The sequence below is a fragment of the Massilia sp. ZL223 genome, assembly GCF_018119395.1.
Lineage (GTDB): Bacteria > Pseudomonadota > Gammaproteobacteria > Burkholderiales > Burkholderiaceae_D > Telluria.
Map to the genome: position 1 here is coordinate 83,867 of NZ_JAGPWD010000003.1, position 26,243 is coordinate 110,109.

Consider the following 26,243-nt stretch of genomic DNA (forward strand, 5'->3'; position numbering starts at 1 on the left):
ATCCGCTCCTCGCGCGGCGGGCGCCTTGAATCAGTTCAAGCAAGGACGACGCCATCCGCCGCGGGTGGCGCGGCCGGGGCGCTCGCCAGGGCGGCGACGTCCTTGGCCACGACGGCCACCAGCGTTTGCGCCTGCTCCGGCTCGAAGCCGGCGTGATAGCGCTTGCGCACGCCGTGTTCGCCCAGTTGCCAGTGCAGGGTGGGCGCCACGTCGTGGCGCGCCAGGCAATTCTTGGCGCACACCAGCGGGCAGCCGTCGACCACGACGACGGGGCGTCCGGATTTTGCCAGCTTGACCAGCGAGGGCACGTCGCCGCCGACGCCGGCGACGCAGGACATCTCCGCCACGCCGAGGCGGTCCAGCTCGAGGGCGAGGTGGTTCGCCATCTGGGCCGCGCTGGAGCAGCCGGAACATGAATACACCAGGGGGAAACTGCTGCGGGCCTTGGCCATAAGGTCCTCCTTCAATGTCGGGTGGATGGGCGGCCGGCGCGGCGCGGCGGGAACAGCTGCCCGAGCACCCTGCGCGGCGCCAGCGCGGCCGGGTCGAACAGGGGCGCGTCCACCGCGTCCAGGGTGTTCTTGACCAGCAGCCCCAGCTCGGTGTCGCCTTCCATTACCAGGCGCCGGCTGAAGAACAGGGTATCCGGGTCTTCCTTGCGCCGCGCCAGCAGGGAAAAGTCGTGGGCGCTGGCGCTGATGGTGAGGTCGGCGTCCGCGCCCGGCTTGACGGGACGGAAGGCGCGCCCGTCCCAGCTGAAGTCGACGGCGATGCCGGCGTCGCTGGCGCGCAGGCGCAGGCGCTTGCCGGCGAGGGTGGCGCGCACGTCGTCGGGCAGGTGGCGCACCACCGCCAGGTTCAGGGCGCAGGCGAACAGGCGCGAGCCCGGGTAGGCGGGAAGCAGGGAGAGCAGGCGGCCGAGCGGGGCCGGCAGGTGTTGCGCTTGGGTGTGCATGAGCTGTCCTTTCGTAGGCGGTCGCCTTCAGGCGGCCTGTTTGACAAGTCCGGGCCGGCCGTGCCAGAAGCCGTCACAGGCGGCGGCCGGCATCAGCGGCGTCATGCGGACGGCGGCATCGGCAGGCGCCAGGGCGCCGTCCACGGCGGCGCGCATCAGGGCCACGATCTCGGCCATGTGGGCGGACTGGGGACTGAGGCGCAGCACGTCGACGCCGGCGGCGCGCATGGCCGGGATCTCCGCCGCCAGGTTGTAGACCAGGGCCGACTGGGTCTGGATGCCGTTCAGCACCAGGAAGGGCTGCTTCTCGCGGGTCTCCATCAGCAGTCCGTCGGGGTGGTCGATGCAGCTGAAGCGGCAGTCGTCCTTGGGCAGGTTGCGGTGGCGCGCCGTGAAGCAGCGCGCCGAGAAGGCGAGCGGCAGGCGGCCGTAGGCGAAGACCTCGGTCTCCAGCCCTGCCGGGCGCCGGGCCAGCACCTGCTCCAGGCAGGTGCGCGACATTTCCAGCGGCATTACCCAGCGCACCGCCCCTTCGCGTGCGACGATCGCCAGGGACGGGGCGTTGTACAGGTTGAGGTGGGGACCGGCGACGAAGGGCCGCCCGCTCATGCACTGGACCGCGCCCATGTCGTTGGCCTCGACCAGGTGGCGGCCGTTGGACGCGATGCGGCGCAGGGTGCCCAGGTCGGAGCCCGATTCGATCAGCACCTGGGTCGAGAGCACCACCTGCTTGCCGGCCTGCTCGAGGCGGTCGGCCAGCGCCAGCCAGTCGGGCAGGCGCAGTTCGTGGCGGCGCGAGCACACGGCTTCGCCGAGGTAGACGATGTCGACGGGAGCCGCGGCCATCTCCTCGTAGAAGGCGAAGACTTTGTCGCGCGGCCAGTAGTACTGGATGGGGGCGAGGGCGAGTTTCAAGTCGGTTGCTCCAGGCAGTTCATGTTCATTTCCAAGGGCGGTGATAGGCGCCGAGCGTGTGCTGCTGACCCTCTGCGACCTTGTCCAGCTCGTTCATCCAGGCCGGCTTGACCGAGTAGCGCTGGTGTTCCGACAGGCAGCAGTCGATCGCTTCGCGCCACACGCGCGTGACCTGGGCAACATAGGCGGGGCTGCGCTGGCGGCCTTCGATCTTGACGGCGCGCGCGCCCAGGGCGACCAGCTTGGGCAGGATCTCGAGGGTGTTCAGGCTGGTCGGCTCCTCGACCGCGTAATAGGTTTCGTCGCCGACGTCGAAGCGGCCCTTGCACAGGGTCGGATAACCGGCATGCTCGCCTTCCGCATAGCGGTCGATCAGCACCTCGTTCAGGCGCGCTTCGAGTCCCCTGGGAGTGGGCTGCCAGCGCACCGCCTTGGCGGGCGAGCACACCCCGTGGGTGTTGGGCGACTCGCCGGTGGCGTAGGAAGACAGCTGGCAGCGTCCCTCGACCATCACGCACAGGCTGCCGAAGCCGAACACCTCGATCTCGACCGGGGTGTTGCCGATCACCTGCTCGACCTGGGCCAGCGACAGGACGCGCGGCAGCACGGCGCGGGCGATGCCGAAGTGGCGGTGATAGAAATTGATGGCCTCGGCATTGGTGGCCGAGCCCTGGACCGACAGGTGCAGGCGCAGCTTGGGATAGGTGCGCGCGGCATACTCCATCAGGCCCGGGTCGGCCAGGATCACGGCGTCGATGCCTAGGTCCGCGGCGTGGTCGACCGCGCCGCGCCATATCTCCAGGGCGCCCGGCTGGGCATAGGTGTTCAGGGCCAGGAAGACCTGGCGTCCGCGCCGGTGCGCGTAGTCGATGCCGTCGGCGATCGCGCGTTCGCTGAAATTCAGGCCGGCGAAGTTGCGCGCATTGGTAGCGTCGCGAAAGCCGAGGTAGACGCAGTCGGCGCCGTTGTCGACCGCGGCTTTGAGGGCCGGCAGGCTGCCGGCGGGGCAGACCAGGTCGAAGGCCGGCCTGGCCGCCGGGGCGGTGGCGGAATCGGTAAAGATGGAAGGCATGGATCTCCGTCTAAAAGGGGGAACGGCATTCACCCTGGCCGGAGCATAGCCCCGGCGCCCGGGGAAGCGCCATGAACTGGTTCAAGAAGGGCGCGGCTAGTGGAAATGCACGGTCCGGCCCTCGGGGTCGAAGGCAAGGAAGCGCTCGATGGCGCCGCGGTGGACCGCGTCGACCATCATCCGCAGCGCGCGCTCGACGTCGTTTTGTTCCGGGGTCCTGTTGTCGCGTCCGGGCAGCGCGGCCACGAACACCATGTCCCAGGGTTGGCCGGTGCGGCGGGATTCGGCCGCCAGCGCGGCGAAGCTGTCCAGCTCCGCAGGCGCCTTGTCGACGCACATGACCGGCGCCAGGGCGCCGCCGCGCCCGGTCTCGAAGCGCTTCTTCTGGCCGGGGGAATGGGTCTGCGGCAGCTCGGCCACGGCGAACACGAACAGCAGCCGCTGCGGCTCGTCCTGCGAGCGGGCGGCGGCGAGGAAATCGGAAAAATCTGTGATCTGCATGATGGAGAAGCGGCGCGTCAGCGCGCGAGATAGCGCCCGGGGCGGTGGTTGATCGCCAGGGACAGGTTGAGGACCGCGGTGCCGGCCAGCGACAGCAGCCAGGCGCGCAGCGGAATCACGGCCAGCGACGCCAGCAGGATCATGGCGTCCAGCGCCAGCTGCACCAGGCCGGCGCGCCAGCCGAAGCGCTCCTGCAGGTAGAGGCACAGGATGTTGAAGCCGCCCAGGCTGGCCTGGTGGCGGAACAGCATCAACAGGCCGACCCCGGCCAGGACCCCGCCCATCAGGGCCGCGTACAGCGGATGCACGCGCTCCAGCTCCAGGGCGCGCGGCAGCAGCTCGCTGGCGAAGGAGAACAGCAGGACGGCCCCCAGCGTCTTGAGCGTGAAGCGCCAGCCCAGCTTGCGCAGCGCAAAGGCATAGAAGGGCAGGCTGAGGGCGAAGAAGATCTTGCCGAAGCCGATTCCGGTCGCGTAGTGCAGCAGAAGGCACAGGCCAGCCACGCCGCCGGTCACCAGGCCGGCCTTGCCCATCAGCCCGACGCCCAGCGACACCAGCATGGTGCCGGCCACGAGCGCCTGCAGGTCGTCGAGCACGGAATGCGGCGCCACGGGCGGAACCGGAAGCATCATGTGGGAATGCGCCATGGGACGCCTACTGCACCAGCGGGGTGGAAGCGCCGTCCAGCGTGACGCCGCCGATCTCGGCGCGGCCCACCAGCAGCTGCATGTACTGGTGGATGCCGCGCTGCCAGGCCGCCGTGCTCAGGTAGTCGGCGATCTGCGCGTGCACGGCGGCGAACGGCAGCAGCCTGCCTTCGACGCGGCGCAGCACCTGCACGATGTGCAGGCCGAAGCGGGTCTCGACCAGGCGCTGGGCCAGTTCGCCTTCGCCGAGGCGGAACAGTACCTTGTCGAACTCCGGAACGCACTGGCCGCGCGAGAGCTGGCCCAGCTGGCCGCCGACCGCGCCCGAGCTGCAGTTCGAGTACTGGCGCGCCAGTTCCTCGAAGCGTCCCGGTTCGGCCTTGAGGGCCTCCAGCACGCCTTCCGCGGTGTCGCGCACCAGCTCCAGCGGCACGCTCGGCGTGACCTGGAACAGGATGTGGCGCGCTTCCAGCATCTCGCCGCTGGTGAAGCGCTGAGGATGCTGGCTGTAGAAGCGCGCGCAGGCGGCTTCGTCGGCCGGCGGCACCCGCACCTCGCGCTCGAACAGCGCCTCGATGAGGGTATCCTCGTCGCTACCGGTTAGCCCCAGCCGGCGGGCTTCCTGCAGCAGCACGGTGCGCAGCACGACTTCGTGCACCGTTTCCTTGAGCGGGTTGGCGCTGCCCTGGTGATGCGGCAGTTCCTGCGCGATCGCGCTGTCGTCGATGTCGACGCCGTTGACGGACAGTCCCATGATAGTCTCCTTGCTCGATTAACGCGGACGGACCAGCTGGAAGGCGCGGCCCAGGTAGGCGACGGCGCCGAAGCCGCTCCACACGTGCACCAGGCGGGTGAACGGGAAGATCACGAACAGCGACATGCCCATGAACAGGTGCAGTTTGAACACCAGCGGCGCATCGAGGATGAAATCCGGGGCGTCGCCGCGGAAGGTCACGACGTGCTGGGCCCACTGCATCAGCTGGACCATGGTGTGGCCGTCGAGGTGGTCGGCCGAGACCACGATGGAGTACAACCCCAGCAGCAGGGTGGCCAGGATCCACAGCAATACGACCTTGTCCTTGACGCTGGTGACCTTGCGCAGGCGGTCGCTGGCGAAGCGGCGCGCCAGCAGCAGCAGGATGCCGATCAGGCACAGGCCACCCATGATGCCGCCCGCGATCATCGCGAACAGCTGCTTGGCGCCGTGCGGCACGCCCAGGGTATCCCAGACCCAGACCGGGGTCAGCAGCCCCACGGCGTGGCCGAAGAATAGGCCGATGATGCCGATGTGGAACAGGGTGCTGCCCAGGCGCAGGCTGCCGCGGTGCAGCACCTGGCTCGATTCCGACTTCCAGGTGTACTGCTCGCGGTCGAAGCGGATCAGGCTCCCCAGCAGGAAGATCGCCAGCGCGATGTAGGGATAGATCCCGAAGGTGAAGTGGTGCAGGTAGTTCATGGTGGTCTCCTAGTGCTGGGCGGCGGCCGCGCGGTGCGTGCCTTTCGGGTAGAAGTTGATCGGCTGCAGGCCGCCGGCCTGGGGCTTGAGCAGCGGCTCAACGCCGTCCACGCCCGGGCCGAAGGTTTCCAGAGCCTCGTCCATGTCCTTGACCGGCGGCTCGCTGAGCGCCTCGGCCGCGACCGGGCTGAGTCCCTCCAGCACCTCGAACACGCAGGCGTAGACGCTATCGTTGGCGGACAGCTTGCGGCCGATGTGGGCCAGCACGTGCACCGCGTCGCCCAGCAGGCGGCCGGCAGCGTCCTCGGTCGGCAGCTGCGACAGGAATTCCAGGAACAGCGGCACGTAGTCGGGCAGCTCGTCGTCCGTCATGGCCAGGCCGTGCTTCTTGTATTCCTCCATCAGGTCGACCATGGCCTGGCCGCGGTCGCGCGATTCGCCATGGATGTGCTCGAACAGGTGCAGCGAGTGCGAGGGCGTGCGGTCGAACGTCTGGACATAGACCTGCTGCAGGGTGATCAGGTCTTCGCGCGCCAGGTGCTCGAACACCGGGCGCAGCACGGCCAGCATGCGCGGGCTGTGTTCGAGGCCGGCCTCCAGCTCGGGCAGCGCGGCCACCAGCTCGGGTTCGGGGTAGAGCAGCAGGGCCGACAGGATTTGAAAGTGTTGCATAGTGGTTCCTTAGACGGTGGCCGGGCTTACGCCTGCTCGGCTTCTTTTTTCTTGCGCGACTTGGGCATCGAGACGAAGATCACCGAGCCCTGCTTCTTCTTGCCGAACAGGGAGGCGTCGCTGACGCCGTCCGAGCAGCCGTTGCCGAACGAGAAACCGCAGGAGCCCTTCTCGTTGAAGCTGTCCTCGGCCATCTCCTTGTGGCTGCTCGGGATCACGAAGCGGTCCTCGTAGTTGGCGATGGCCATGATGTGGTACATGTCCTCGACCACCGCCTGGCTCAAGCCCACTTGTTCCAGCACCTTCAGGTCGCCGGCGCCATCGACCGACTTGGCGCGCATGTAGGCGCGCATCGCCAGCATGCGGTCGAGCGCATGGACCACCGGCGCTTCCTTGCCCGCCGTGAGCAGGTTGGCCAGGTAGCGCACCGGAATGCGCAGGCTGCGCGTGTCCGGCAGGATGCCGTTCATGCCCATCTTGCCGCTTTCCGCGGCGGCCTGGATCGGCGACAGCGGCGGGATGTACCAGACCATCGGCAGGGTGCGGTATTCCGGATGCAGCGGGAAGGCGATCTTCCATTCGACCGCCATCTTGTATACCGGCGAGCGCTTTGCCGATTCCAGCCAGGCGTCGGGGATGCCCTGGCGCCGCGCCTCCTCGATCACCTTCGGATCGTGCGGATCGAGGAACAGGCCGAGCTGGGCCTCGTACAGGTCCTGCTCGTCCGCCACCGAGGCCGCGGCCTCGATCTTGTCGGCATCGTAGAGCAGCACGCCCAGGTAGCGGATGCGGCCCACGCAGGTCTCCGAGCACACGGTCGGCTGGCCGGCCTCGATGCGCGGGTAGCAGAAGGTGCACTTCTCGGCCTTGCCCGAGGACCAGTTGTAGTAGATCTTCTTGTAGGGGCAGCCGGAGATGCACATGCGCCAGCCGCGGCACTTGTCCTGGTCGATCAGCACGATGCCGTCGTCCTCGCGCTTGTACACCGAGCCGGAAGGGCAGGACGCCACACAGGCCGGGTTCAGGCAATGCTCGCACAGGCGCGGCAGGTACATCATGAAGGTGTTCTCGAAGGTCGAGTACATCTCCTTCTGCACGTTGTCGAACAGCTTGTCCTTGCTGCGCTTGGCGAATTCGCCGCCCAGGTCGTCCTCCCAGTTCGGGCCCCACTCGATCTTGTCCATCTTCTTGCCGGTCAGGACCGAGATCGGGCGCGCGGTCGGCGGGGTTTCCGACAGCGGCGCGTTCTGCAGGCGCTCGTAGTCGTAGGTGAAGGGCTCGTAGTACTCGTCGATCGTCGGCAGGTTGGGGTTGGCGAAGATGTTCGCCAGGATCTTCAGGCGCGAACCCTGGCGCGGCTCGATCTTGCCCGACGGGAGGCGCTTCCAGCCGCCGTTCCACTTGTCCTGGTTTTCCCATTCCTTCGGATAGCCGATGCCCGGCTTGGTCTCGACGTTGTTGAACCACGCGTACTCGACGCCGTCGCGGCTGGTCCAGACGTTCTTGCAGGTCACCGAACAGGTGTGGCAACCGATGCACTTGTCCAGATTTAACACCATGCCGATTTGTGCTCTGATCTTCATATTGACTCCTGATTGATTCTCATGCGCCCTTGGGCGACGGCGCGAGGGCGATGGCGGGCTCGGTCTCGGCCGCCTTGGCCGGCTTCCTCGCCGCGTTCACCGCGCGCAGCGGACCCTGGCCGGTCTTCACATCGCCGTTCGGGCGCGACTCGTCGCGCGCGCCTTCCATCCAGTCGATGTCGCGCATCTTGCGCACCAGGACGAACTCGTCGCGGTTCGAACCCACCGTCCCGTAGTAGTTGAAGCCGTAGGACAGCTGGGCGTAGCCGCCGATCATGTGGGTCGGCTTGGTCACGGCGCGGGTCACCGAGTTGTGGATGCCGCCGCGTTTCTTCGAGGTCTCGGCGCCCGGCACGTTCACGATCTTTTCCTGGGCGTGGTACATCAGGGTCATGCCTTCCGGTACGCGCTGGCTGACCACGGCGCGGGCGGTCAGGGTGCCGTTCACGTTGAACACCTCGATCCAGTCGTTGTCCTCGATCCCGGCCGCTTTGGCGTCGATCTCGGACAGCCACACGTGGGGGCCGCCGCGCGACAGGGTCAGCATGCGCAGGTTGTCCGAATAGGTCGAGTGGATGCCCCATTTCTGGTGCGGGGTGATCCAGTTCAGCGCGATCTCCTTGTTGCCGTTCGGGCGGGCGTTCAGCATCGCCTCGGTGGTCTTGGTGTTGATCGCGGCCTTGTACACGCACAGGCCCTCGCCGAAGTCGCGCATCCAGGCGTGGTCCTGGTAGAACTGCTGGCGGCCGGTGAGGGTGCGCCATGGGATCAGTTCATGCACATTGGTGTAGCAGGCGTTGTAGCTGACTTCCTCGCTCTCCAGGCCCGACCAGGTGGGCGAGGAGATGATCTTGCGCGGCTGGGCCTGGACGTCGCGGAAACGCACGCTGTCGTGCTCGCGCGGGATCGCCAGGTGGGTGTGGTCGCGGCCCGTGATCTTCGACAGGGCATCCCAGGCCTTGACGGCCACGTGGCCGTTGGTCTCGGGCGCCAGCGACAGGATCATCTCGGCGGCGTCGATCGCCGTGTCCAGGCGCGGCTGGCCCTTGGACACGCCTTCCTCGAGCACGGTGCGGTTGATGCCGCGTAGGATCTCGACTTCGTGCCCGGTCTTCCAGCCGATGCCCTTGCCGCCGTTGCCCACTTTCTCGAGCAGCGGGCCGACCGAGGTGTATTTCTTGTAGACGTCGGCGAAGTTGCGCTCGACGACGGTCATGGCCGGCATGGTCTTGCCCGGGATCGGCTCGCACTCGCCGGCGCGCCAGTCCTTGGGATCGAAAGGCTGGCCCAGTTCGCCCGGGGTGTCGTGCATCAGCGGGGTCAGCACCAGGTCCTTGCCCGTGCCCAGGTAGGCGCCGCCGATTTCCGAGAACTTGGCGGCGATGCCCTTGTAGATCTCCCAGTCCGATTTCGACTGCCACAGCGGCTGCACGGCTTCCGACAGCGGGTGGATGAAGGGGTGCATGTCGGAGGTGTTGAGGTCGTCCTTCTCGTACCAGGTGGCGGTCGGCAGCACGATGTCGCCGTACAGGCAGGTGGTGGACATGCGGAAATCCAGCACCACCAGCAGGTCGAGCTTGCCCTCGGCGGCCGGGCGCACCTTGATGTCGCGCGGCTTGATGCACTCGTCCTCGTCGCTCATCAGGGCGTTCTGGGTGCCCAGCAGGTACTTCAGGAAGTATTCGTGGCCCTTGCCCGAGCTCCCCAGGATGTTGGAACGCCACACGAACATATTGCGCGGGAAGTTGACGGGGTTGTCCGGGTCGTCGCAGGAGAAGTTCAGCTTGCCGGCCTTGATCTGCTCGACGGCGTACTTGACCGGGTCCTGGCCCGCGGCTTCGGCCGCGCGCACCACCTCGAGCGGATTGGTCTCGAGCTGGGGCGCCGAAGGCAGCCAGCCCATGCGCTCGGCCTTGGCGTTGAAGTCGATCAGGGACATTTCGCCCAGTTCGCCGTCGGCGGTGGGGCAGAGGATCTCGTCGGTGTGCAGCTTCTCGTGGCGCCACTGGCTGGTATGCGCGTAGAAGAAGGAGGTCGAGTTCATCTGGCGCGACGGGCGGTTCCAGTCGAGCGCGAAGGCGAGCGGGGTCCAGCCAGTCTGGGGACGCAGCTTTTCCTGGCCCACGTAGTGGGCCCAGCCGCCGCCGCTCTGGCCGATGCAGCCGCACATCATCAGCATGTTGATGATGCCGCGGTAGGTCATGTCCATGTGGTACCAGTGGTTCAGCGCGGCGCCGACGATGACCATCGACTTGCCCTTGGTGCGGTCGGCGTTGTCGGCGAACTCGCGCGCCACGGTGATCACGTCGGCGGCCTTGACGCCGGTGTGCTTGACCTGCCAGGCCGGGGTATAGGGAACGTCGTCCTCGTAGCTCTTCGCCGCGTTCGGGCAGATGCCGCGGTCGACGCCGTAGTTGGCCATCGAGAGGTCGAACACGGTGGTGACCAGGGCTTCGCTGCCGTCGGCCAGGGTGATTCTCTTTACCGGCACGTTGCGCAGCAGGAGGTCGTCGGCGTCCTTGCCGCCGAAGTAGGGGAAGCCGACCGGGACCACGCCGTCGTTGGCTTCGATCAGGGACAACTGCGGGTCGATGGCGGCGCCGCTCGTGCCTTCCTTCTGCTCCAGGTTCCACTTGCCGGATTCGCCCCAGCGGAAGCCGATCGAGCCGCTCGGCGCGACGATGCGGCCGCTTGCCTGGTCGAGCACCAGGGTCTTCCATTCCGGATTGTTGGACTCGTCCAGGCTGTTCGCCAGGTGGGAGGCGCGCAGGAAGTAGTCGGGCACCAGGGTGCCGTCGCGCTCCTTGAGCAGGACCAGCATCGGGAAGTCGGTGTACTGCTTGGCGTAGGCGTTGAAATAGGCCGACTTGCCGCTGGCGTGGTACTCCTTCATGATCACATGGCCCATGGCCATCGCCAGCGCGGCGTCGGTGCCCTGCTTGGGCGCCAGCCAGATGTCGCCGAACTTGGCCATCTCGCCGAAGTCCGAGGACACGGCAACGGTCTTGGTGCCCTTGTAGCGCACCTCGGTGTAGAAGTGGGCGTCGGGAGTGCGGGTCATCGGCACGTTCGAGCCCCACACCATCAGGTAGGTCGAGTTGTACCAGTCGGCCGACTCCGGCACGTCGGTCTGTTCGCCCCAGACCTGCGGGCTGGACGGCGGCAGGTCGCAGTACCAGTCGTAGAAGCTCATGGCGACGCCGCCGATCAGGCTCAGGTAGCGGGTGCCGGCGGCGTAGCTGACCATCGACATGGCCGGGATCGGCGAGAAGCCGATGATGCGGTCCGGGCCGTACTTCTTGATGGTGAAGGCGTTGGCGGCGGCGATGATCTCGTTGACCTCGTCCCAGCTGGCGCGCACGAAGCCGCCCTGGCCACGCACCGATTTATAGCTGCGGGCGCGTTCCGGGTCCTGGCTGATGTATTCCCAGGCCCCGACCGGATCGCGGGTGATGCGCGCCTCGCGCCACATCTGCATCAGGCGGCCGCGCACCATCGGGTGCTTGACGCGCTGGGCCGAATACACGTACCAGGAATAGCTGGCGCCGCGCGGGCAGCCGCGCGGCTCATGGTTGGGCAGGTCGGGGCGGGTGCGCGGGTAGTCGGTCTGCTGGGTTTCCCAGGTGATCAGGCCGTTCTTGACGTAGACCTTCCAGCTGCACGAGCCGGTGCAGTTGACGCCGTGAGTCGAACGCACGATCTTGTCGTGCTGCCAGCGCTGGCGGTAAGCGTTTTCCCAGGTACGGTCCTCCTGGACGACGGCGCCGTGGCCGTTCGAAAAGGTTTGCTTGGGGGTGCCGAAGAACTTCAGGCGGTCCAAAAAGTGGCTCATGATTTCTCCATCGGTGCGCCCGCCAGGGGGCGGGGCGCATTCAGAATTACGGTGCGTGCAGCTGGAGCCAGTGTAGGATCCGGGCTTCCGGTTGAGTATTCGCAGGAAGTCGGTCCCGGTCCCGCATTGGGACTAGGCCGACTAGTCATTTGGAACTAGCAGGGCATCTCGGCGCCCTTGCGCGCATAGCACCACCAGGTGATGGCGATGCAGGTGGCGTAGAAGCCGATGAAGCACCACAGGGCCGCGCCCGGGCCGCCGGTGAGGGCGATCGAGGTGCCGTAGCTCTTCGGGATGAAGAAGGCGCCGTAGGCCGCCACCGCGGAGGTGAAGCCCAGCACCGCGGCCGCTTCCTTGTTGGCGTTGGCGACGGCCTGGGCCTGGATCGCGGCCGGCTTGCCGGCGCAGGCGCGCTGGTGCAGGGTCAGGAAGATCACCGGGATCATGCGGAAGGTCGAGGCATTGCCCACGCCGGTGCAGGCAAACAGCGCCATGAACATCCAGAAGAAGCCCCAGAAGCTGCCAGCGGTGCCGGCGGCCGGCAGGAAGTGCAGCACGCCCAGCACCGCGGCGATCATGGCGACGAAGGTCCACAGGGTGACGACGGCGCCGCCCAGGCGGTCCGAGATCCAGCCGCCGGCCACGCGCGCCAGGGCGCCGACCAGCGGGCCGAGGAAGGCGTACTGCAGCGGGTTCACGTCCGGGAACAGGGTCTTGGTCAGCAGCGGGAAGGCGGCCGAGTAGCCGATGAAGGAGCCGAAGGTGCCCACGTACAGCCAGCACATCAGCCAGTTGTGCTTGCGCTTGAAGATCACGGCCTGCTCGGCGAAGGAGGCCTTGGCCGAGGCCAGGTCGTTCATGCCGAACCAGGCGGCGACCGCGGTCAGGGCGATGAAGGGCGCCCAGATGAAGCCCGCGTTCTGCAGCCACATCTGCTTCGTCTCTTCGCCTTTGATCCAGGCCTGGGGCTCGCCGCCGAACACCGCGGCGGTGATCACCAGCGGCACTACGAACTGCACCGCCGACACGCCCAGGTTGCCCAGGCCGGCGTTCATGCCCAGGGCATAGCCTTTCTGCGACTTGGGGAAGAAGAAGCTGATATTGGCCATCGAGGACGCGAAGTTGCCGCCGCCGAAGCCGCACAGCAGGGCAAGCAGGAGCATGGTCGGGTAGCCGGTGGAGGGGTCCTGCACCGCGAAGCCGATCCCGATCGCCGGAATCAGGAGCGAGGCGGTGGAGATGGCGGTCCATTTGCGGCCGCCGAACACCGGCACCATGAAGGAATAGAAGATGCGCAGGGTGGCGCCCGACAGCCCGGGCACGGCGGCCAGCCAGAACAGCTGGTTGGTACTGTAGGTAAAGCCGATGTTGGGCAGATTGACGACCACCACGCTCCACACCATCCAGACCGCGAAGGCCAGCATCAGGGCGGGGATCGAGATCCACAGGTTGCGGTTGGCCGTGGACTTGCCCCGGCTTTGCCAGAAGGCGGGAACCTCGGGTTCCCAGGTCGAGATGAGATAGCGGCTCACGTTGTTTCTCCAGTCAGGTTAGGGGGAAGCGCCTCAGGCCGCGCGCTTGAGCGGCGCCGCGCCGGCGGGGGTGGCGAGGCCTTGTGGCTTGAACGAGTAATGCATCCAGATCAGCGAGACGCAGACGGTGCCGTACAGCAGCATGAAGGAGCTGGAACGGATGCCGGTGAAGTCGACGACGGCGCCGAACATGATCGGCAGGATGAAGCCGCCCAGGCCGCCGGCCAGGCCGACCACGCCGGACACGGCGCCGATGTTGTCGCTGAAGTCGTCGGCGATGAACTTGAAGACCGAAGCCTTGCCGACCGCCATGGCCACGCCGACCACGAACAGCAGGACGGTGAAGGCGACCGGGCCCAGGCCGAGCGCCAGGTCCATGCCGCCGTCGACGGTCTGCACCCTCATCGTGGTCTGCGGATACGAGAGGATGAAGAAGCACACCCAGCACACCCACATCACCCACCAGGTGACCTTGTAGGCGCCGTACTTGTCCGAGATCCAGCCACCGAGCGCGCGCAGCACGCCGCCGGGCAGCGAGAAGCAGGCGGCCAGCAGGGCGGCGTGCTTGAGGTCGAAGCCGTATTCGCCGACGTAGTACTTGGTCATCCACAGGGCCAGCGCGACGTAGCCGCCGAAGACCACCGAGTAGTACTGGCAGTAGCGCCACACGCGCGGATCCTTGAGCACGGCCAGCTGCTGGCTGAAGGTGGCGCCGCCGGCGCTGCGGTGCGAGGGATTGGAGTAGGAAAACAGCCAGAACAGCACGGCGGTGCCGAGCATCAGGGCGGCGTAGGCCTGGGGCAGGGCTTGCCAGCCCCAGGCCGCGATGATCGCGGGCGCCACGAACTTGGTCAGGGCCGATCCCGAATTGCCGGCGCCGAACACGCCCATGGCGAAGCCGCGGCGCTCCTGCTTGTACCAGCGCGCCACATAGGGTGTGCCGACCGAGAAGGAGCCGCCGGCCAGGCCCACGAACAGGCCGAGCACCAGGAAGTGCCAGTATTGGGTGGCGTAGCCGATCAGCCAGATCGGCAGTACGCAGGCCAGCATCAGGCTGAAGAAGACGATGCGTCCGCCGAAGCGGTCGGTCCAGATCCCGAGCGGCACCCGGGTCAGCGCGCCAGTCAGGACCGGCGTGGCGACCAGCAGGCCGAACTGGGTCTCGTTCAGGCCCAGCTGGGTCTTGATCGGGATGCCCAGCACCGCGAACATCATCCAGATGGCGAAGCAGATCGTGAAGGCGAAGGTGCTGCTGGCGAGGACCGAAAACGGCCTCCTGTCGGTTCCCATGTGATTCTCCTTGTCGTAGGTCGCGATACCTCAAGCCTACGGGGCGCGCCTCAGCCCGGCCATTCGCCGGAGGGTGAAGCGCAGCAAGGGAATCGGCCTAGGCACGGCCCGCCGGATGGGCTAGGCCGGCGCGCACGCCTAGTCAGAAAGGGCTAGGAGCTTCAGGCGAGCAGGGAGGAGAAGGGCAGGTAGGGGACGGCGTCGCCGCGCGCGATGGACTGGCCGGGCGCGCGCAGCACCAGGCCGTCGGCGCCGACAGCGGAGCCGAGGATGGCCGAGCCCTGGTGCGGCAGCAGTTCGAGCGCGCCAGCGGCGTTGACGCGGGCGCGCAGGAATTCCAGGCGCTGGTCGGGACGGTCGACCTGGAAATCGGCGCGCAGCATCAGCGGCGCCGGCCGCACCTCGCGCGCACCCTGCAGGCGCAGGATGAAGGGACGCGCGAACATCAGGAAACCGATGAAGGCGGCCACCGGGTTGCCCGGCAGGCCGAGGAAATGGGCGCCCCCGGCGGACCCGAAAGCCAGCGGCTTGCCGGGCTTCATGGCGATCTTCCACATGGCGACGCTGCCTTCGGCGGCGACCGCCGCGCGCACGTGGTCTTCCTCGCCGACCGAGGCGCCGCCCGAGCTCAGGATCAGGTCGTGGCCGGCCGCGGCGTCGCGCAGCGCCGCGCGGGTGGCGTCGAGGCGGTCCGGCACGATGCCGTAGTCGCTGGTCTCGCAGCCGAGCCGGGCGAGCAGGGCGCCGAGGGCGTAGCGGTTGGCGTTATAGATCTGTCCCGGCGCCAGCGGCTGGCCTGGCGTGGCCAGTTCGTCCCCCGTGAACAGCATCGCCACCCGGATGCGGCGCGCCACCGGCAGCCGGTCCAGGCCGCAGGACGCCGCATAGGCGAGTTCCTGCGGGCGCAGGACGGTGCCCGCCTCGAGCAGCACGCTGCCGGCGCGGACGTCCTCCCCGGCGCGGCGCAGGTGTTCGCCCGGCGCCGGAAGGTGCAGCAGGGTCACCGCGCCGTCCGGGCCGGGACGGCAGTGTTCCTGCATGACCACCGCATCGGCCCCGGGCGGCATCGCGGCGCCGGTGAAGATGCGCGCCGCGCTGCCCGGCGCGAGCGGTTCCGGCCTGGCGCCGGCGGTGATGCGCTGGCTGACCGGGAGCGCCGCGTCCGGCCCGCAGCCGGCGCTGCGCACGGCGTAGCCGTCCATCGCCGCGTTGTCGGCCGGCGGCAGGTCGAGCGCCGCGTACTGGGTGGCGGCCAGCACGCGGCCGCAGGCGGCGATGGTGCCGACGGTATCGGTCCCGGCCACCGGCGTGGCCCTGGAGAGAAGAAGGTCGAGTGCTTCGTGTACGCTCAGCATGGTGTCGCTCGCAGAAAAGGGAAGGCGCGCTCGCCGCGCCGCTGCCGCCATTCTCGGCAGCCGCCCGAGTGTTGCGCAATATGCCGAAATGACGATGGGCGGCCGTGCAAGGTCTTCACCGGCCCAGGCAGGAGGTGTAGGATCACGCTTGTTTCCACTAGTAATCTTGTTATGAAGAACACCCTCAGTCCCGAGCAGCTCGCCGGGATCCTGGAAATCGCCGACAACGCCATCGTCTGCACCGACGAGGCGCAGCGCATCGTGTTCTTCAACCAGGGCGCCGAGCGCATCTTCGGCTGGCGCGCGGCGGAAGTGATCGGGCAGGAGCTCGCGGTCCTGATCCCGCCGCGCTTCCGCGCCGGCCACGGCCGTCACATGGCGGGATTCCGGAGCGGCGAGCAGCAGGCCCGCAACATGGGCGAGCGCGGCGCGATCTACGCGGTGCGCAAGGACGGCAGCGAGTTCCCGGCCGAGGCCTCGATCTCGCGCTCGCATACCGCCAGGGGCTGGCTGATGACCGCGATCCTGCAGGACATCTCGGAGCGCCAGGCCTACGAGCGCGCACTGGAAGCCGCCAAGGAAAAGGCCGAAGCCGCGATGCAGGCCAAGAGCATGTTCCTGGCCAATATGAGCCATGAGATCAGGACGCCGCTGAACGCGGTGATCGGCATGACCAGCCTGCTGCTCAACACCGGGCTGGACGAGGAGCAGCGCGACTACACCGAGACCATCCGCCACAGCGGCGAAGCCCTGCTGGCGATCATCAACGACCTGCTCGACTACTCCAAGATGGAAGCGGGCCGGCTCGACATCGAACGCCATCCGGTCGACCTGCGCCGCTGCGTGGAGGATGCGCTCGACCTGCTGGCGCCCGCCGTGGGCGGCAAGGACATCGAACTGGCCTGCGTCATTGAGCCGGAGGCGCCCGCCACGATCCTGGCCGACGCCGCGCGCCTGCGCCAGGTGCTGGTCAACCTGCTGTCGAATGCGGTGAAATTCACCCGCCAGGGCGAGGTGGTGGTCGAGGTCGCGGCCGCGCCGCTGGAGGGCCAGCGCCACGCGCTGCGCATCACGGTGCGCGACAGCGGCATCGGCATCCCCGCGCACCGCCTGGACGACATCTTCGAATCCTTCACCCAGGTCGATCCATCGACCACGCGCGAGTACGGGGGCACCGGCCTGGGACTGGCGATCAGCCGGCGCCTGGCCGCGATCATGGGCGGCGCCCTCTCGGTCGAGAGCCGCCTGGGCGCCGGTTCGCGCTTCACCCTGGCCTTCGAGGCGGAGGCGGTCGGGGCCGGGCTGGCCCGGGACCTGCTGCAGGACCGCTCGGGGCAACTGGCGGGGCGGCGCCTGCTGATCGTCGACGACAATGCCACCAACCGCCGCATCCTGGTGCGCCAGGCCCTGCTGTGGGGCATGGAGGCGGTGGCGGCGGCGTCGGCGGCCGAGGCGCTCGACCTGGTCAGGCATGGACAGGCCTTCGACGCCGCCATCCTCGACATGCACATGCCGGAGATGAACGGCGAGCAGCTGGCCGCCGAGATCCGCCGTGCCGAAGGGCAGGGTGCGGGCCTGCCACCCTTGCCGCTCCTGCTCCTGACCAGCCTAGGACAGCGCGCCCGCGCCGGCGCCGTGGAGGGCCTGTTCGCCGCCGCCCTCAACAAGCCGGTCAAGCCGGCGGCGCTGTTCGAGGCGCTGCTGCACGCCATGGGCGGGGCACGTCCGGCCCCCGTGCCGGAGCTGCCGGCGCCGGCGGCCGGCATCGACATCCTGGTGGCCGAGGACAACACGGTCAACCAGAAGGTCGTCAAGCAGCTGCTGCGCCACCTGGGCCACCGCGCCGACATCGTGGCCAACGGCGTGGAAGCGCTCGAGGCCATGGAGCGCCAGGACTATGGCGTGATCCTGATGGACATGCAGATGCCCGAGATGGATGGCATCGAAGCGACGCGCCGCCTGCGCCGGCGCTTCCGCGGCGCCAGCGCGCCCTGGATCATCGCGATGACCGCCAATGCGCTCCCCGGGGACCGCGAACGCTGCCTGGAAGCGGGCATGGACGCCTACCTGCCCAAGCCGGTGGTGCTGGAGGAACTGCGCCGGGCGCTGGCGGCCGGCATCGGCGCCGTGGCCGTGCGCCGCCGCGCACCGGAGGCGGTCGACCCGGCCCGCCTGCGGGAGCTGCGTGGCGCGGCCGGCGGGAACGATGGTGTGCTGGAGGAAGTCATTGCGGCCTTCCTGGATGGCGTGCCGCCTCTGCTGGCGCGGGCCGGGCAGGCGATCGATGCGGCGGACGGACCACTGCTGGCAGCCACCGCCCACTACCTGCTGTCCAGCATCGATTGCGTCGGGGCGGGGCGCATGCGCGTGCCCTGCCTGAACCTGGAGTTGCTGGGGAAGGCCGACAACGTCGAGGGCGCGCGCGCGGAGCTCGCGGCCCTGGCCAGGGAATTCGAGGGCGCGCGCGAAGCGCTGCGGGCCTACTTGTCCTGAGCGGCGCCCAGACCGTTCTCGACCGCGAACACGGCGGCCTGCACGCGGCTCGTCAGGCCGAGCTTCTTGAGGATGTTCTGCACGTGGATCTTGACCGTGCTCTCGGCCAGGTCGAGCACGCGCGCGATCAGCTTGTTGCTCTCGCCGCGCGCCAGGCAGGCCAGGATCTCGCGTTCGCGGGGGGTCAGCTTGTCCAGTTCCGACACCGGCGCCGGCGCCTTGGCGCCGCCGCGCTGGACGTGGGCGAACAGCTTGCCGGCCATCGACTCGGCCAGCACCGATTCTCCGGCGGCGGCGCGCTCCACCGCCCGGATCAGGTAGTCGGCGTCGATGTTCTTGATCAGGTAGCCGCGCGCGCCCGCCTGGAGCGCGGCGGCCAGGTCTTCCGCTTCTTCCGACACGGTCAGCATCAGTACCGCGGCGTCCGGGCGGTCCTGGAGCAGGAGCTGCAGGGTCTCGACCCCGGACATGCCGGGCATGTTCAGGTCGAGCAGGATGACGTCCGGCCGCAGCTGCAGCGCGCGCTTGACGCCCTCGACGCCGTCGGCAGCCTCGCCGACCACGGCGAAGCGTTCGTTGCGCTGCAGGAGCGAGCGCACCCCGCTGCGGAACAGGGTATGGTCGTCGATCAGCAGCACGCTGATGGTATCGCGGTCACTACTCATTCAGGTCTCCAGATTGCATAATTCACGCCGCGCGGCGCTGGGCCTGCCCCAGCCGCAGCCGCACCGTGGTGCCGGCGCCGGGCCGCGACCGCACCTCGAGGGAGGCGCCGATGCGCCCCGCGCGTTCGCGCATGATGTGCAGGCCGACATGGGCATCGTCGCGGTCTTCGCCGCCATCGGCATCGAAACCGACGCCATTATCGCCGATCGAGAGCAAATAGTCTTCTCCGTCCTCGACCCCGATCTCTACCCGCCCGGCGCGCGCGTGCTTGCGGATGTTCGACAGCGCCTCCTGCGCGATGAACAGGATCTGGAGCTGGGCTTCGCGCGGAATCGGCGGCCCGCCGGCGCCGTTCACGGCGAAGGCCGTGGTGATCCCGGTCTGGTCGCCGAACTTGTTCGCGGTCTTGCGCAGCGCCGCGTTGAGATCGTCCTCCTCGAGCCGGCTGCGGAAATTGAGCAGCAGTTCGCGCACGTCGGCATAGCTTTCCGCAACCCCGGCGCGCAGGGCGGGAACGATGGCCGCGGCCTCGCCGGTCTTGCCGGCGCGCAGCGATTCGTCCAGCATCTGCACTTGCAGGTTGAGGAAGTTCAGGCCCTGGGCGATGCTGTCGTGCAGGCCGCGCGCGACCAGGTTGCGCTCCTCGGAAATGGCCATTTCGCGCTCGCGCGCCGCCAGGCGCATGTTCTGGATCGCCACGCCGAGCAGCTTGGCCACGGTCTCGAGCAGGGCCTGTTCGCGCGGCGTGAGGACGCGCCCCTCGCGGAAATGCAGGCTGAGCAGGCCGAGATGCTGGTCCTGGGCGACGATCTGCGACACCGACACGGTGGCGAAACCTTCACGTGCGCATTGCAGGGCTTCGCCGCCGGGCATCTGGTCGAGCCGGTGCACGACGGAGACTTTCCTGGCCGCCGCCTCGCCGCACAGGCAGTCGCCGATCTTCATGCAGCGTTCGGACTCCGCCATTCCCGCCGACAGGCCCTCGTGCACGACCAGGTGGACATTGCCCTTGCCGGCGTCGATCAGGCGCACGCTGCCGCCCCCGGCGCCGAAGTAGGCGGCGATGCGGCGCAGGAAGCCGTCGCACATGGTGTCCAGTTCGTGGCGCTGCTGGAGGTAGGCGGCGCAGTCGTACAGCAGGGCGAGCTCGCGGTTCTTGTCTTCCAGGTTGGCGGTCTTGAGGCGCACCTTGTCTTCCAGGCTGCCGTACAGCTGCTGCAGGCGGTCCGCCATTTCGTTGAAGCCTTCCGCCAGCTGCCCGAACTCGTCGCGGCTCGCGACCTCCAGCCGTACCCCGAAGTCCGACTCGGCCATGCTGCGCATGCCTTCGCGCAGGCGCATGACCGGATCGACGATCAGGCTGAACATCAGGTAGACCAGGGCCACGGTACCGCCGATCGCCATCGCCACCAGCATCAGCTGCGAAGCGCGCAGCCAGAAGGTGCGCAATTCGTTGTCGCGCTCGATCAGCCCGACCAGGCGGTCGATCTCGGCCACGAAGTCCTCGACATGGCCGCCGAAGCGCGCCACCGCCGCGCGACGGGCATCGCTGTCGCCGTCCAAGGCCGCGAGCGCGAGCGGACGGGTCGCGCCGCTCCAGCGCCGGCCGAGTTCGAGGAAGGCGCCGCGGATCGCCGGCGCGGGCGGCAGGCCGAGCGGCCGCTGCGGATCGCCCCGTTCGACCAGGGCGAGGGTGGCGTCGATCCGGGCGATCTGGCGCCTGGCCTCGGCGGCGTGACTCAATACAGGTTGGCTCTCGGCCCGTTCCAGCAGCAGGGCAAGCCGGTAGCTGTGGCGGCGCAGGCTGCCGGTTTCGTTGATCGCCGCCGCGGCGCCTTCCAGCTGCCAGGACAGCCAGAGAGTGGCGCCGATGGCGACCAGGGCGAGCAGCAAAAAGCCGATCAGGGCGCCGACGATCTTGGTCGACAGGCGCTGGCGGTTCAGGAGGGCGGAAACCATCGGTGGCAGGAACGGAAGACGGGAATCAGGCGGCGCACGCCGCGGGCGGAACAATCGGCTCGAGGATGCTGAGGAATTCCTGCTTGCGCGGCGAGTAGGCGAGCAGGGTGCCGGCGGCCAGGTCGAAGTACCAGCCGTGCAGGGCCAGCTTGCCCTCGGCGACACGGCGCGCGATCCAGGGGTAGCTCATCAGGTTGTCGAGCGAGTGCAGGATGCTGGCCAGTTCCGCCGCGCGGCACTGGGCATCCTGGTGCTTGTGCTGCAGTTCGCGCAGCACGTCGCGCCGCACCGGTTCGGCGATGCGCATCCAGCGCGCCACGAAATCGGTCTCGGTGGTCACGCTCTGCGCCGACATCAGCGCGCGGATGCCGCCGCAGCGGGCGTGGCCGAGCACGATGATGCGCGCCACCTCCAGTCCGCAGACGGCGAACTCGATGGCCGAACTGACGCCGGGTGGCGCGTCCGGCGTGCAGGGCGGCACCAGGTTTGCGATGTTGCGTACCACGAACATGTCGCCCGGGTCGCAGCCGGTGAGCAGGGCCGGATCGACGCGCGAGTCGCAGCAGCCGATCACCAGGGTGCGCGGATGCTGGCCCTGGCGCAGGATGTCGAGGGCGGTCGGCTCGCTCAGGTACTGCTGCTGGAAACGGGCGAAGCCGCGGATGAATTTTTCGATGTCCTGCACGTCAGCCTCCGGTCTGGGCCATGAAACGGATGATTTTTTGGGGAGCGGCGTTGAACTCGTGCTTGTGGGGCTTGAGTTCGATGGCCTCGCGGATCGCCGCCTCCAGCTCGGCGTCCGAAGCGCCGCCGCGCAGCAGGGGGCGGAATTCGAACTTCTCTTCCTGGCCCAGACACAGGTAGAGCGTGCCGTCGACCGACAGGCGCACCCGGTTGCAGGTGGCGCAGAAATGCTGGGACAGCGGCGTGATGAAGCCGATGCTGGACCTGCCGTCGGGAGTGGCCAGGTAGCGCGCCGGACCGCCGCCCAGTTCCGCCGCCTGCGGCACCAGGCCGAAGCGCTCGCGCAGCCGGGTCTGCACTTCCTGCAGGTCGAGGTAGGCCGCATTGCGGCCGGTGGCGCCCATCGGCATCACCTCGATCAGGCGCAGCATGAAACCGTGCTCGATGCAGAATTCGGCCATGGCCTCGATCTCGCCGTCGTTCACCCCGCGCATCGCCACCATGTTGATCTTGATCGGCTCGAAGCCGGCGGCCTTGCCGGCCATCAGTCCGTCCATGATGCGCGCCAGGCTGTCGCGGCCGGTGATCTTTTCCATGCATGCGCGGTCGAGGCTGTCGAGGCTGACGTTGATGCGGCGTACTCCCGCCAGGCGCAGGGCGCCGGCGTGGCGCTCCAGGCGGGTGGCGTTGGTCGACATCGACAAGTCCTCGATGCCGGGCAGGGCGGCCAGGCGGCCGGCGAGGACGGCGACGTCGCGGCGCAGCAGCGGCTCGCCCCCGGTCAGGCGCACGCGCCGCGTCCCGAGGCGTGCGAACGCGGCCACCAGGCGCTCCATCTCGTCGAAGCTGAGCCAGTGTTCCGGCTCCTCGAAGCCGCGAAAGCCGGTGGGGATGCAATAGGTGCATCGGAGATCGCAACGATCCGTCACCGACAGCCGCAAGTAGTCGATGGATCGTCCGAAACGGTCGCGCAGCATGCGGGCCTCCTTTGGTCGTCAGGTTTCCATTGTAGGGATTCGCGCCGCCGCGGAGAGTCGGCATGACGGACTAAACGGCCCTAGTCATTAAGAACTATGCCGAACCTCTCTCGGAAGTATTTGATTTTCATGAGATTTGGCTTGTAATGACGACATCGGGAAGGCGTCTTGCGGCGCCGTTCCCGCCCTCCACCAGCCGACCCTCGCCATGCTCAGAACCCGCATCGATCCCCGCCAGTTCCTCAAGCGCCTGCCGCTGTTCGCGGACCTGGCTCCCGCGGACATGGACATGGTGGCCGCGGCGACCACCGAGCTGCACCTGCCGCGCGGGCGGGTGATCTTCAAGCGGGGCGACCCCTGCAACGGCTTCCATACCGTGATCTACGGCAGCGTCAAGCTGTGCTTCGTTTCCTCCCAGGGCGACGAGAAGGTGGTCGAGCTGATCGGCCCCGGGCAGAGCTTTGGCGAGGCGCTGATGTTCATGGAGCGCGACTACATCGTCCAGGCCGAGGCCCTGGCCGACTGCATGCTGCTGCACATCGGGAAGGAGGCGATCCTGTCCGGGATCGAGCGCGACCCGGGCTTCGCACGCCGCATGCTGGCCGGGATGAGCCGGCGCCTGCACGGCCTGATTTCCGACGTCGAGTCTTATACCCTGCGCTCGGGCAGCCAGCGCGTGGTGGGCTACCTGCTCAAGGACGATCCGCGCCAGGGCGGCGAGGTGACGCTTTCGGCAAGCAAGAAGATGGTCGCCTCGCGCCTGAATATCACGCCCGAATACTTTTCGCGGGTGCTGCACGACATGGCCGGCCGCGGCCTGGTCGGCATCGCCGGCCGCAGCATCACCATCCTCGACCTCGAGCGCCTGCGCGCCTACGAGGGCTGAGCGGCGCCTCTCACCACAGGAACCTGCCATGACACTGCTACGCATCGACGATCCCGCCGCCCCGGCACGCCCGGGGGGCCTGCAAGGGCAGCCTTTGTTCGCCCTCGGCTTCCGACCCTTCTACCTGCTGGGCGCCGCCTTCGCCGGCGTCGCGGTGCCCGCCTGGACCGCGTCCTGGCTGGGCTGGTCCGGCGCGCCGCAGCTGACCCTGGCCTGGCACATGCACGAAATGCTGTTCGGCTTCGTGATCGCCATCGTGGTCGGCTTCCTGTTCACGGCCGGGCGCAACTGGACCGGCCTGTGGACGCCGCGCGGCGGCCACCTGGCGGCGCTGGCGGCCCTGTGGCTGGCCGGCCGCGTGGGCATGGCGGTCCTTCAGCCGGCGGCGGCGGCCGCGCTCGACGTGATCTTCCTGCCGCTGGCCGCCTGGCCGCTGTACCGGGTGATCCGGCGCGCCGGCAATACCCGCAACCTGGTGATGGTGGCGCTGCTGGCAGTGCTGGCGGCCGCCAACGCCGTCTTCCATGCCGCCGTGCTGGGATGGCTGCCGGTCTCGCCCGTGCAGCCGCTGTACGCCGCCATCGTGGCGGTGATCGTGATCGAATCCGTACTCGGCGGCCGCGTTATCCCCAGCTTCACCGCCAATGCGTTGCGCGGCGTGCGCACGGCCACCTCGCCCCGGCTGGAGAAGCTCAGCCTGGCGCTCACCGTGGCGACCGGCCTGGCCTGGGCCCTGATGCCGCTGTCCTTGCCGCTGGCCGTGCTGGCCGCGGGGACCGCGGTGGTCCAGGGGCTGCGCATGGCGGGTTGGAAACCGCTGGCGACCCTGGGTACGCCGCTGCTGTGGATCCTGCATGTTTCCTACGCCTGGATCCCGCTCGGTTTCCTGATGCTGGCCCTGGCCTGCGTGGGCCTCGCGCCGCAAAGCGCCGCCGTGCACCTGCTGACCGTGGGGGCGATGGGCGGCCTGATCATCGGCATGATCACCCGCACCGCGCTCGGGCATACCGGGCGCATGCTGAAAGCCGGCCGGGCGGAGACCGCCATGTACCTGCTGCTGCAGGCGGGCGTGCTGGCGCGCCTGGCCGCGGCCCTGAGTGCTGGCAGCCTGTACCGGGCCGGCCTGGTGGCGGCGAGCATCTGCTGGAGCCTGGCCTTCGCGCTGTACTGCATCACCTACGGGCCTTACCTGCTGCGGGCGCGCGTCGATGGCCGCGAAGGCTGAGCGGCGCCGTTCAGGCGGTGCGCGAGTAGGGCATGCGCAGCAGCGGCTGGGCGCCGGCGCTGCCCAGGTAGCGGTCGAACACCATGCAGATATTCCGGACCAGGAAGCGCCCGCTGGGAGTGACGTCAAGGCGGCCGGGCGTGCGCGCCAGCAGGCCATCGGCCTCCAGGGCCGCGAGCTGCGCTGCTTCGCGCGCGAAGCAGGCGCCGAACTCGATGCCATGGCGCCGCTCGAAGGCCTCGACGTCGAGGCTGAAGTCGCACATCAGGCGCTGGATCAGGTCGCGCCGCAGCAGGTCGTCCGTGCCGAGGTTCAGGCCGCGCGCGACCGGCAGCTCGCCCTGGTCGAGCCGCGCGTAGTAGCGTCCCAGCGACTTCTCGTTCTGGCTGTAGGCCGCGCCGACGGCGCTGATGGCCGAGACGCCGCAGGACAGCATGTCGGCGCCGGCATGGGTGGAATAGCCCTGGAAGTTGCGCTGCAGCCGGCCCTGGCGCTGGGCCAGGGCCAGCTCGTCGTCCGGCCGGGCGAAATGGTCCATGCCGATGTAGACGTAGCCGTTGCCGGTCAGGTGGGCGATGCACAGCGCCAGCAGTTCGAGCCGGGTCTGGGCCGAGGGCATGTCTTCCTCGCGGATCAGGCGCTGCGACTTGAACAGCTCGGGCAGGTGGGCGTAGTGGTAAACCGAGATGCGGTCGGGACCGGCCTGCACCACCTGGTCCAGGGTGCGCCGCATCGATGCCGGGCTCTGCTTAGGCAAGCCGTAGATCAGGTCGATGCTGATGGAGCGGTAGCCCGCCGCGCGCGCGGCCGCGATCGCGTCCAGGGTCAGCGCCGCCGGCTGGATGCGGTTGACGGCGCGCTGCACGTCCGGATCGAAGTCCTGCACCCCCAGGCTGAGGCGGTTGAAGCCCTGGGCGCGCAGCTCGTGGATGCGCGCGGCGTCGACCGTGCGCGGATCGATCTCGATCCCGTATTCGCCTTCGGCGTCGCCGGCGAACTCGAAGGCCCGGCGCAGGTGACTGGTGAGGACGCCCATCTGCTCGCCGGACAGGTAGGTCGGAGTGCCGCCGCCGAAATGCAGCTGCGCGACCCGGTTCATGCCGTCGAACAGGGCGGCCTGCATGTCGATCTCGCGCAGCAGGTAGCCGAGATAGACGGCGGCCTTGTCGCGCTCGCTGGTAATGATCTTGTTGCAGGCGCAGTAGTAGCACAGCGACTGGCAGAACGGGATGTGCACGTACAGCGACAGCGGCCGCCTTGGGTCCGCGGCGCGCCGCGCCGCCACCGCCGCGCGGTAGTCGGCGACGCCGAAGACCGGGCCGAAGCGGTCGGCGGTCGGATAGGAGGTATAGCGCGGGCCGGGACGGCTCATGCGGGCCAGCAGATCGGGGGCAGGGCTATCAACGAAAACGGGGGAGGAAGTCATGGCGTGTCACTCGCTGAACAATGTGGATGCGCATGCCAGCTTATGCCGGGCCCGGCGCCGGCACAACGGGATGGAGGCGCAAAAAGCGGCGCCGGCGGGAGCAGGTCGCGATTTCTT

General features: G+C 68.5%; 22 protein-coding genes. 3 read left to right on the top strand and 19 right to left on the bottom strand.

Annotated features, from left to right (window positions below; translation table 11 throughout):
- Positions 1–35: 35 nt before the first annotated feature.
- The 14 genes from KBW95_RS03215 to glp form a co-directional block, all read right to left on the bottom strand.
- Positions 36–452, bottom strand: a complete 417-nt coding sequence (locus tag KBW95_RS03215) for a putative zinc-binding protein (protein WP_211527467.1) — start codon at positions 450–452, stop codon at positions 36–38.
- Between the two features lie 11 nt (positions 453–463).
- The gene (locus tag KBW95_RS03220; RefSeq protein ID WP_211527468.1) at positions 464–955 is read right to left on the bottom strand and encodes an SCP2 domain-containing protein; all 492 of its coding nucleotides are present in this window, start codon (positions 953–955) and stop codon (positions 464–466) included.
- A gap of 27 nt (positions 956–982) precedes the next feature.
- A complete protein-coding gene (locus KBW95_RS03225; protein WP_211527469.1) occupies positions 983–1,870 on the bottom strand; it encodes a U32 family peptidase in 888 nt (295 codons plus the stop codon).
- 25 nt (positions 1,871–1,895) lie between these two features.
- Positions 1,896–2,942, bottom strand: a complete 1,047-nt coding sequence (locus tag KBW95_RS03230; RefSeq protein ID WP_211523752.1) for a peptidase U32 family protein — start codon at positions 2,940–2,942, stop codon at positions 1,896–1,898.
- A 96-nt stretch (positions 2,943–3,038) separates the two neighbouring features.
- Positions 3,039–3,443, bottom strand: coding sequence for a ribonucleotide reductase subunit alpha (locus tag KBW95_RS03235; RefSeq protein ID WP_211523751.1), 405 nt, complete (start codon positions 3,441–3,443; stop codon positions 3,039–3,041).
- A gap of 17 nt (positions 3,444–3,460) precedes the next feature.
- Entirely contained in the window at positions 3,461–4,075 is a 615-nt protein-coding gene (locus tag KBW95_RS03240) for a YitT family protein (RefSeq protein ID WP_211523750.1), read from the bottom strand.
- A 22-nt stretch (positions 4,076–4,097) separates the two neighbouring features.
- Positions 4,098–4,844 (bottom strand): peptidylprolyl isomerase, encoded by a 747-nt coding sequence (locus tag KBW95_RS03245; protein ID WP_211523749.1) that lies wholly within the window; start codon positions 4,842–4,844, stop codon positions 4,098–4,100.
- 18 nt (positions 4,845–4,862) lie between these two features.
- A complete protein-coding gene (gene narI, locus KBW95_RS03250; protein WP_211523748.1) occupies positions 4,863–5,546 on the bottom strand; it encodes a respiratory nitrate reductase subunit gamma in 684 nt (227 codons plus the stop codon).
- A 9-nt stretch (positions 5,547–5,555) separates the two neighbouring features.
- Positions 5,556–6,218 carry a nitrate reductase molybdenum cofactor assembly chaperone gene (narJ, locus tag KBW95_RS03255; protein WP_211523747.1) on the bottom strand — a complete coding sequence of 221 codons (663 nt, stop codon included), beginning with the start codon at positions 6,216–6,218 and terminating at the stop codon, positions 5,556–5,558.
- A gap of 26 nt (positions 6,219–6,244) precedes the next feature.
- Entirely contained in the window at positions 6,245–7,801 is a 1,557-nt protein-coding gene (narH, locus tag KBW95_RS03260) for a nitrate reductase subunit beta (protein ID WP_211527470.1), read from the bottom strand.
- Between the two features lie 19 nt (positions 7,802–7,820).
- On the bottom strand, positions 7,821–11,633 hold the full coding sequence (locus KBW95_RS03265; protein ID WP_211523745.1) for a nitrate reductase subunit alpha: 3,813 nt from the start codon (positions 11,631–11,633) through the stop codon (positions 7,821–7,823).
- A gap of 155 nt (positions 11,634–11,788) precedes the next feature.
- The gene (locus KBW95_RS03270; protein ID WP_211523744.1) at positions 11,789–13,165 is read right to left on the bottom strand and encodes a NarK family nitrate/nitrite MFS transporter; all 1,377 of its coding nucleotides are present in this window, start codon (positions 13,163–13,165) and stop codon (positions 11,789–11,791) included.
- Positions 13,166–13,198: 33 nt separating this feature from the next.
- Positions 13,199–14,455 carry a nitrate/nitrite transporter gene (locus tag KBW95_RS03275; protein ID WP_211523743.1) on the bottom strand — a complete coding sequence of 419 codons (1,257 nt, stop codon included), beginning with the start codon at positions 14,453–14,455 and terminating at the stop codon, positions 13,199–13,201.
- 161 nt (positions 14,456–14,616) lie between these two features.
- Complete coding sequence (gene glp, locus KBW95_RS03280) at positions 14,617–15,810, bottom strand: gephyrin-like molybdotransferase Glp (protein ID WP_211527471.1); 1,194 nt, start codon at positions 15,808–15,810, stop codon at positions 14,617–14,619.
- Between the two features lie 171 nt (positions 15,811–15,981).
- On the opposite strand from glp, the gene KBW95_RS03285 reads away from it, so the two are divergent.
- A complete protein-coding gene (locus KBW95_RS03285; RefSeq protein WP_211527472.1) occupies positions 15,982–18,303 on the top strand; it encodes a response regulator in 2,322 nt (773 codons plus the stop codon).
- Here the strand turns inward: KBW95_RS03285 and KBW95_RS03290 are convergent.
- Genes KBW95_RS03290 through moaA form a run of 4 tightly spaced genes read right to left on the bottom strand, consistent with a single transcriptional unit; the run spans position 18,291 to position 22,589 of the window.
- Complete coding sequence (locus KBW95_RS03290) at positions 18,291–18,968, bottom strand: response regulator transcription factor (RefSeq protein ID WP_211520672.1); 678 nt, start codon at positions 18,966–18,968, stop codon at positions 18,291–18,293. The two genes, KBW95_RS03285 and KBW95_RS03290, sit on opposite strands and share 13 nt — an antisense overlap.
- Positions 18,969–18,990: 22 nt before the next feature.
- Positions 18,991–20,928: a type IV pili methyl-accepting chemotaxis transducer N-terminal domain-containing protein gene (locus tag KBW95_RS03295; RefSeq protein ID WP_211527473.1), complete on the bottom strand. Its 1,938-nt coding sequence runs from the start codon at positions 20,926–20,928 to the stop codon at positions 18,991–18,993.
- A 25-nt stretch (positions 20,929–20,953) separates the two neighbouring features.
- Positions 20,954–21,613, bottom strand: a complete 660-nt coding sequence (locus KBW95_RS03300; protein ID WP_211527474.1) for a carbonic anhydrase — start codon at positions 21,611–21,613, stop codon at positions 20,954–20,956.
- 1 nt (position 21,614) lies between these two features.
- Entirely contained in the window at positions 21,615–22,589 is a 975-nt protein-coding gene (gene moaA / locus KBW95_RS03305) for a GTP 3',8-cyclase MoaA (protein WP_211523738.1), read from the bottom strand.
- A 208-nt stretch (positions 22,590–22,797) separates the two neighbouring features.
- Between moaA and KBW95_RS03310 the strand changes: the two genes are divergently transcribed.
- Together KBW95_RS03310 and KBW95_RS03315 are read left to right on the top strand one after the other, a co-directional pair.
- Positions 22,798–23,475, top strand: coding sequence for a Crp/Fnr family transcriptional regulator (locus KBW95_RS03310; protein ID WP_211523737.1), 678 nt, complete (start codon positions 22,798–22,800; stop codon positions 23,473–23,475).
- 28 nt (positions 23,476–23,503) lie between these two features.
- Positions 23,504–24,700 (top strand): NnrS family protein, encoded by a 1,197-nt coding sequence (locus tag KBW95_RS03315; protein ID WP_211523736.1) that lies wholly within the window; start codon positions 23,504–23,506, stop codon positions 24,698–24,700.
- A 10-nt stretch (positions 24,701–24,710) separates the two neighbouring features.
- On the opposite strand, the gene hemN is transcribed toward KBW95_RS03315, so the two are convergent.
- Positions 24,711–26,126 (bottom strand): oxygen-independent coproporphyrinogen III oxidase, encoded by a 1,416-nt coding sequence (gene hemN, locus KBW95_RS03320; protein WP_211527475.1) that lies wholly within the window; start codon positions 26,124–26,126, stop codon positions 24,711–24,713.
- Between the last annotated feature and the right edge of the window lie 117 nt (positions 26,127–26,243).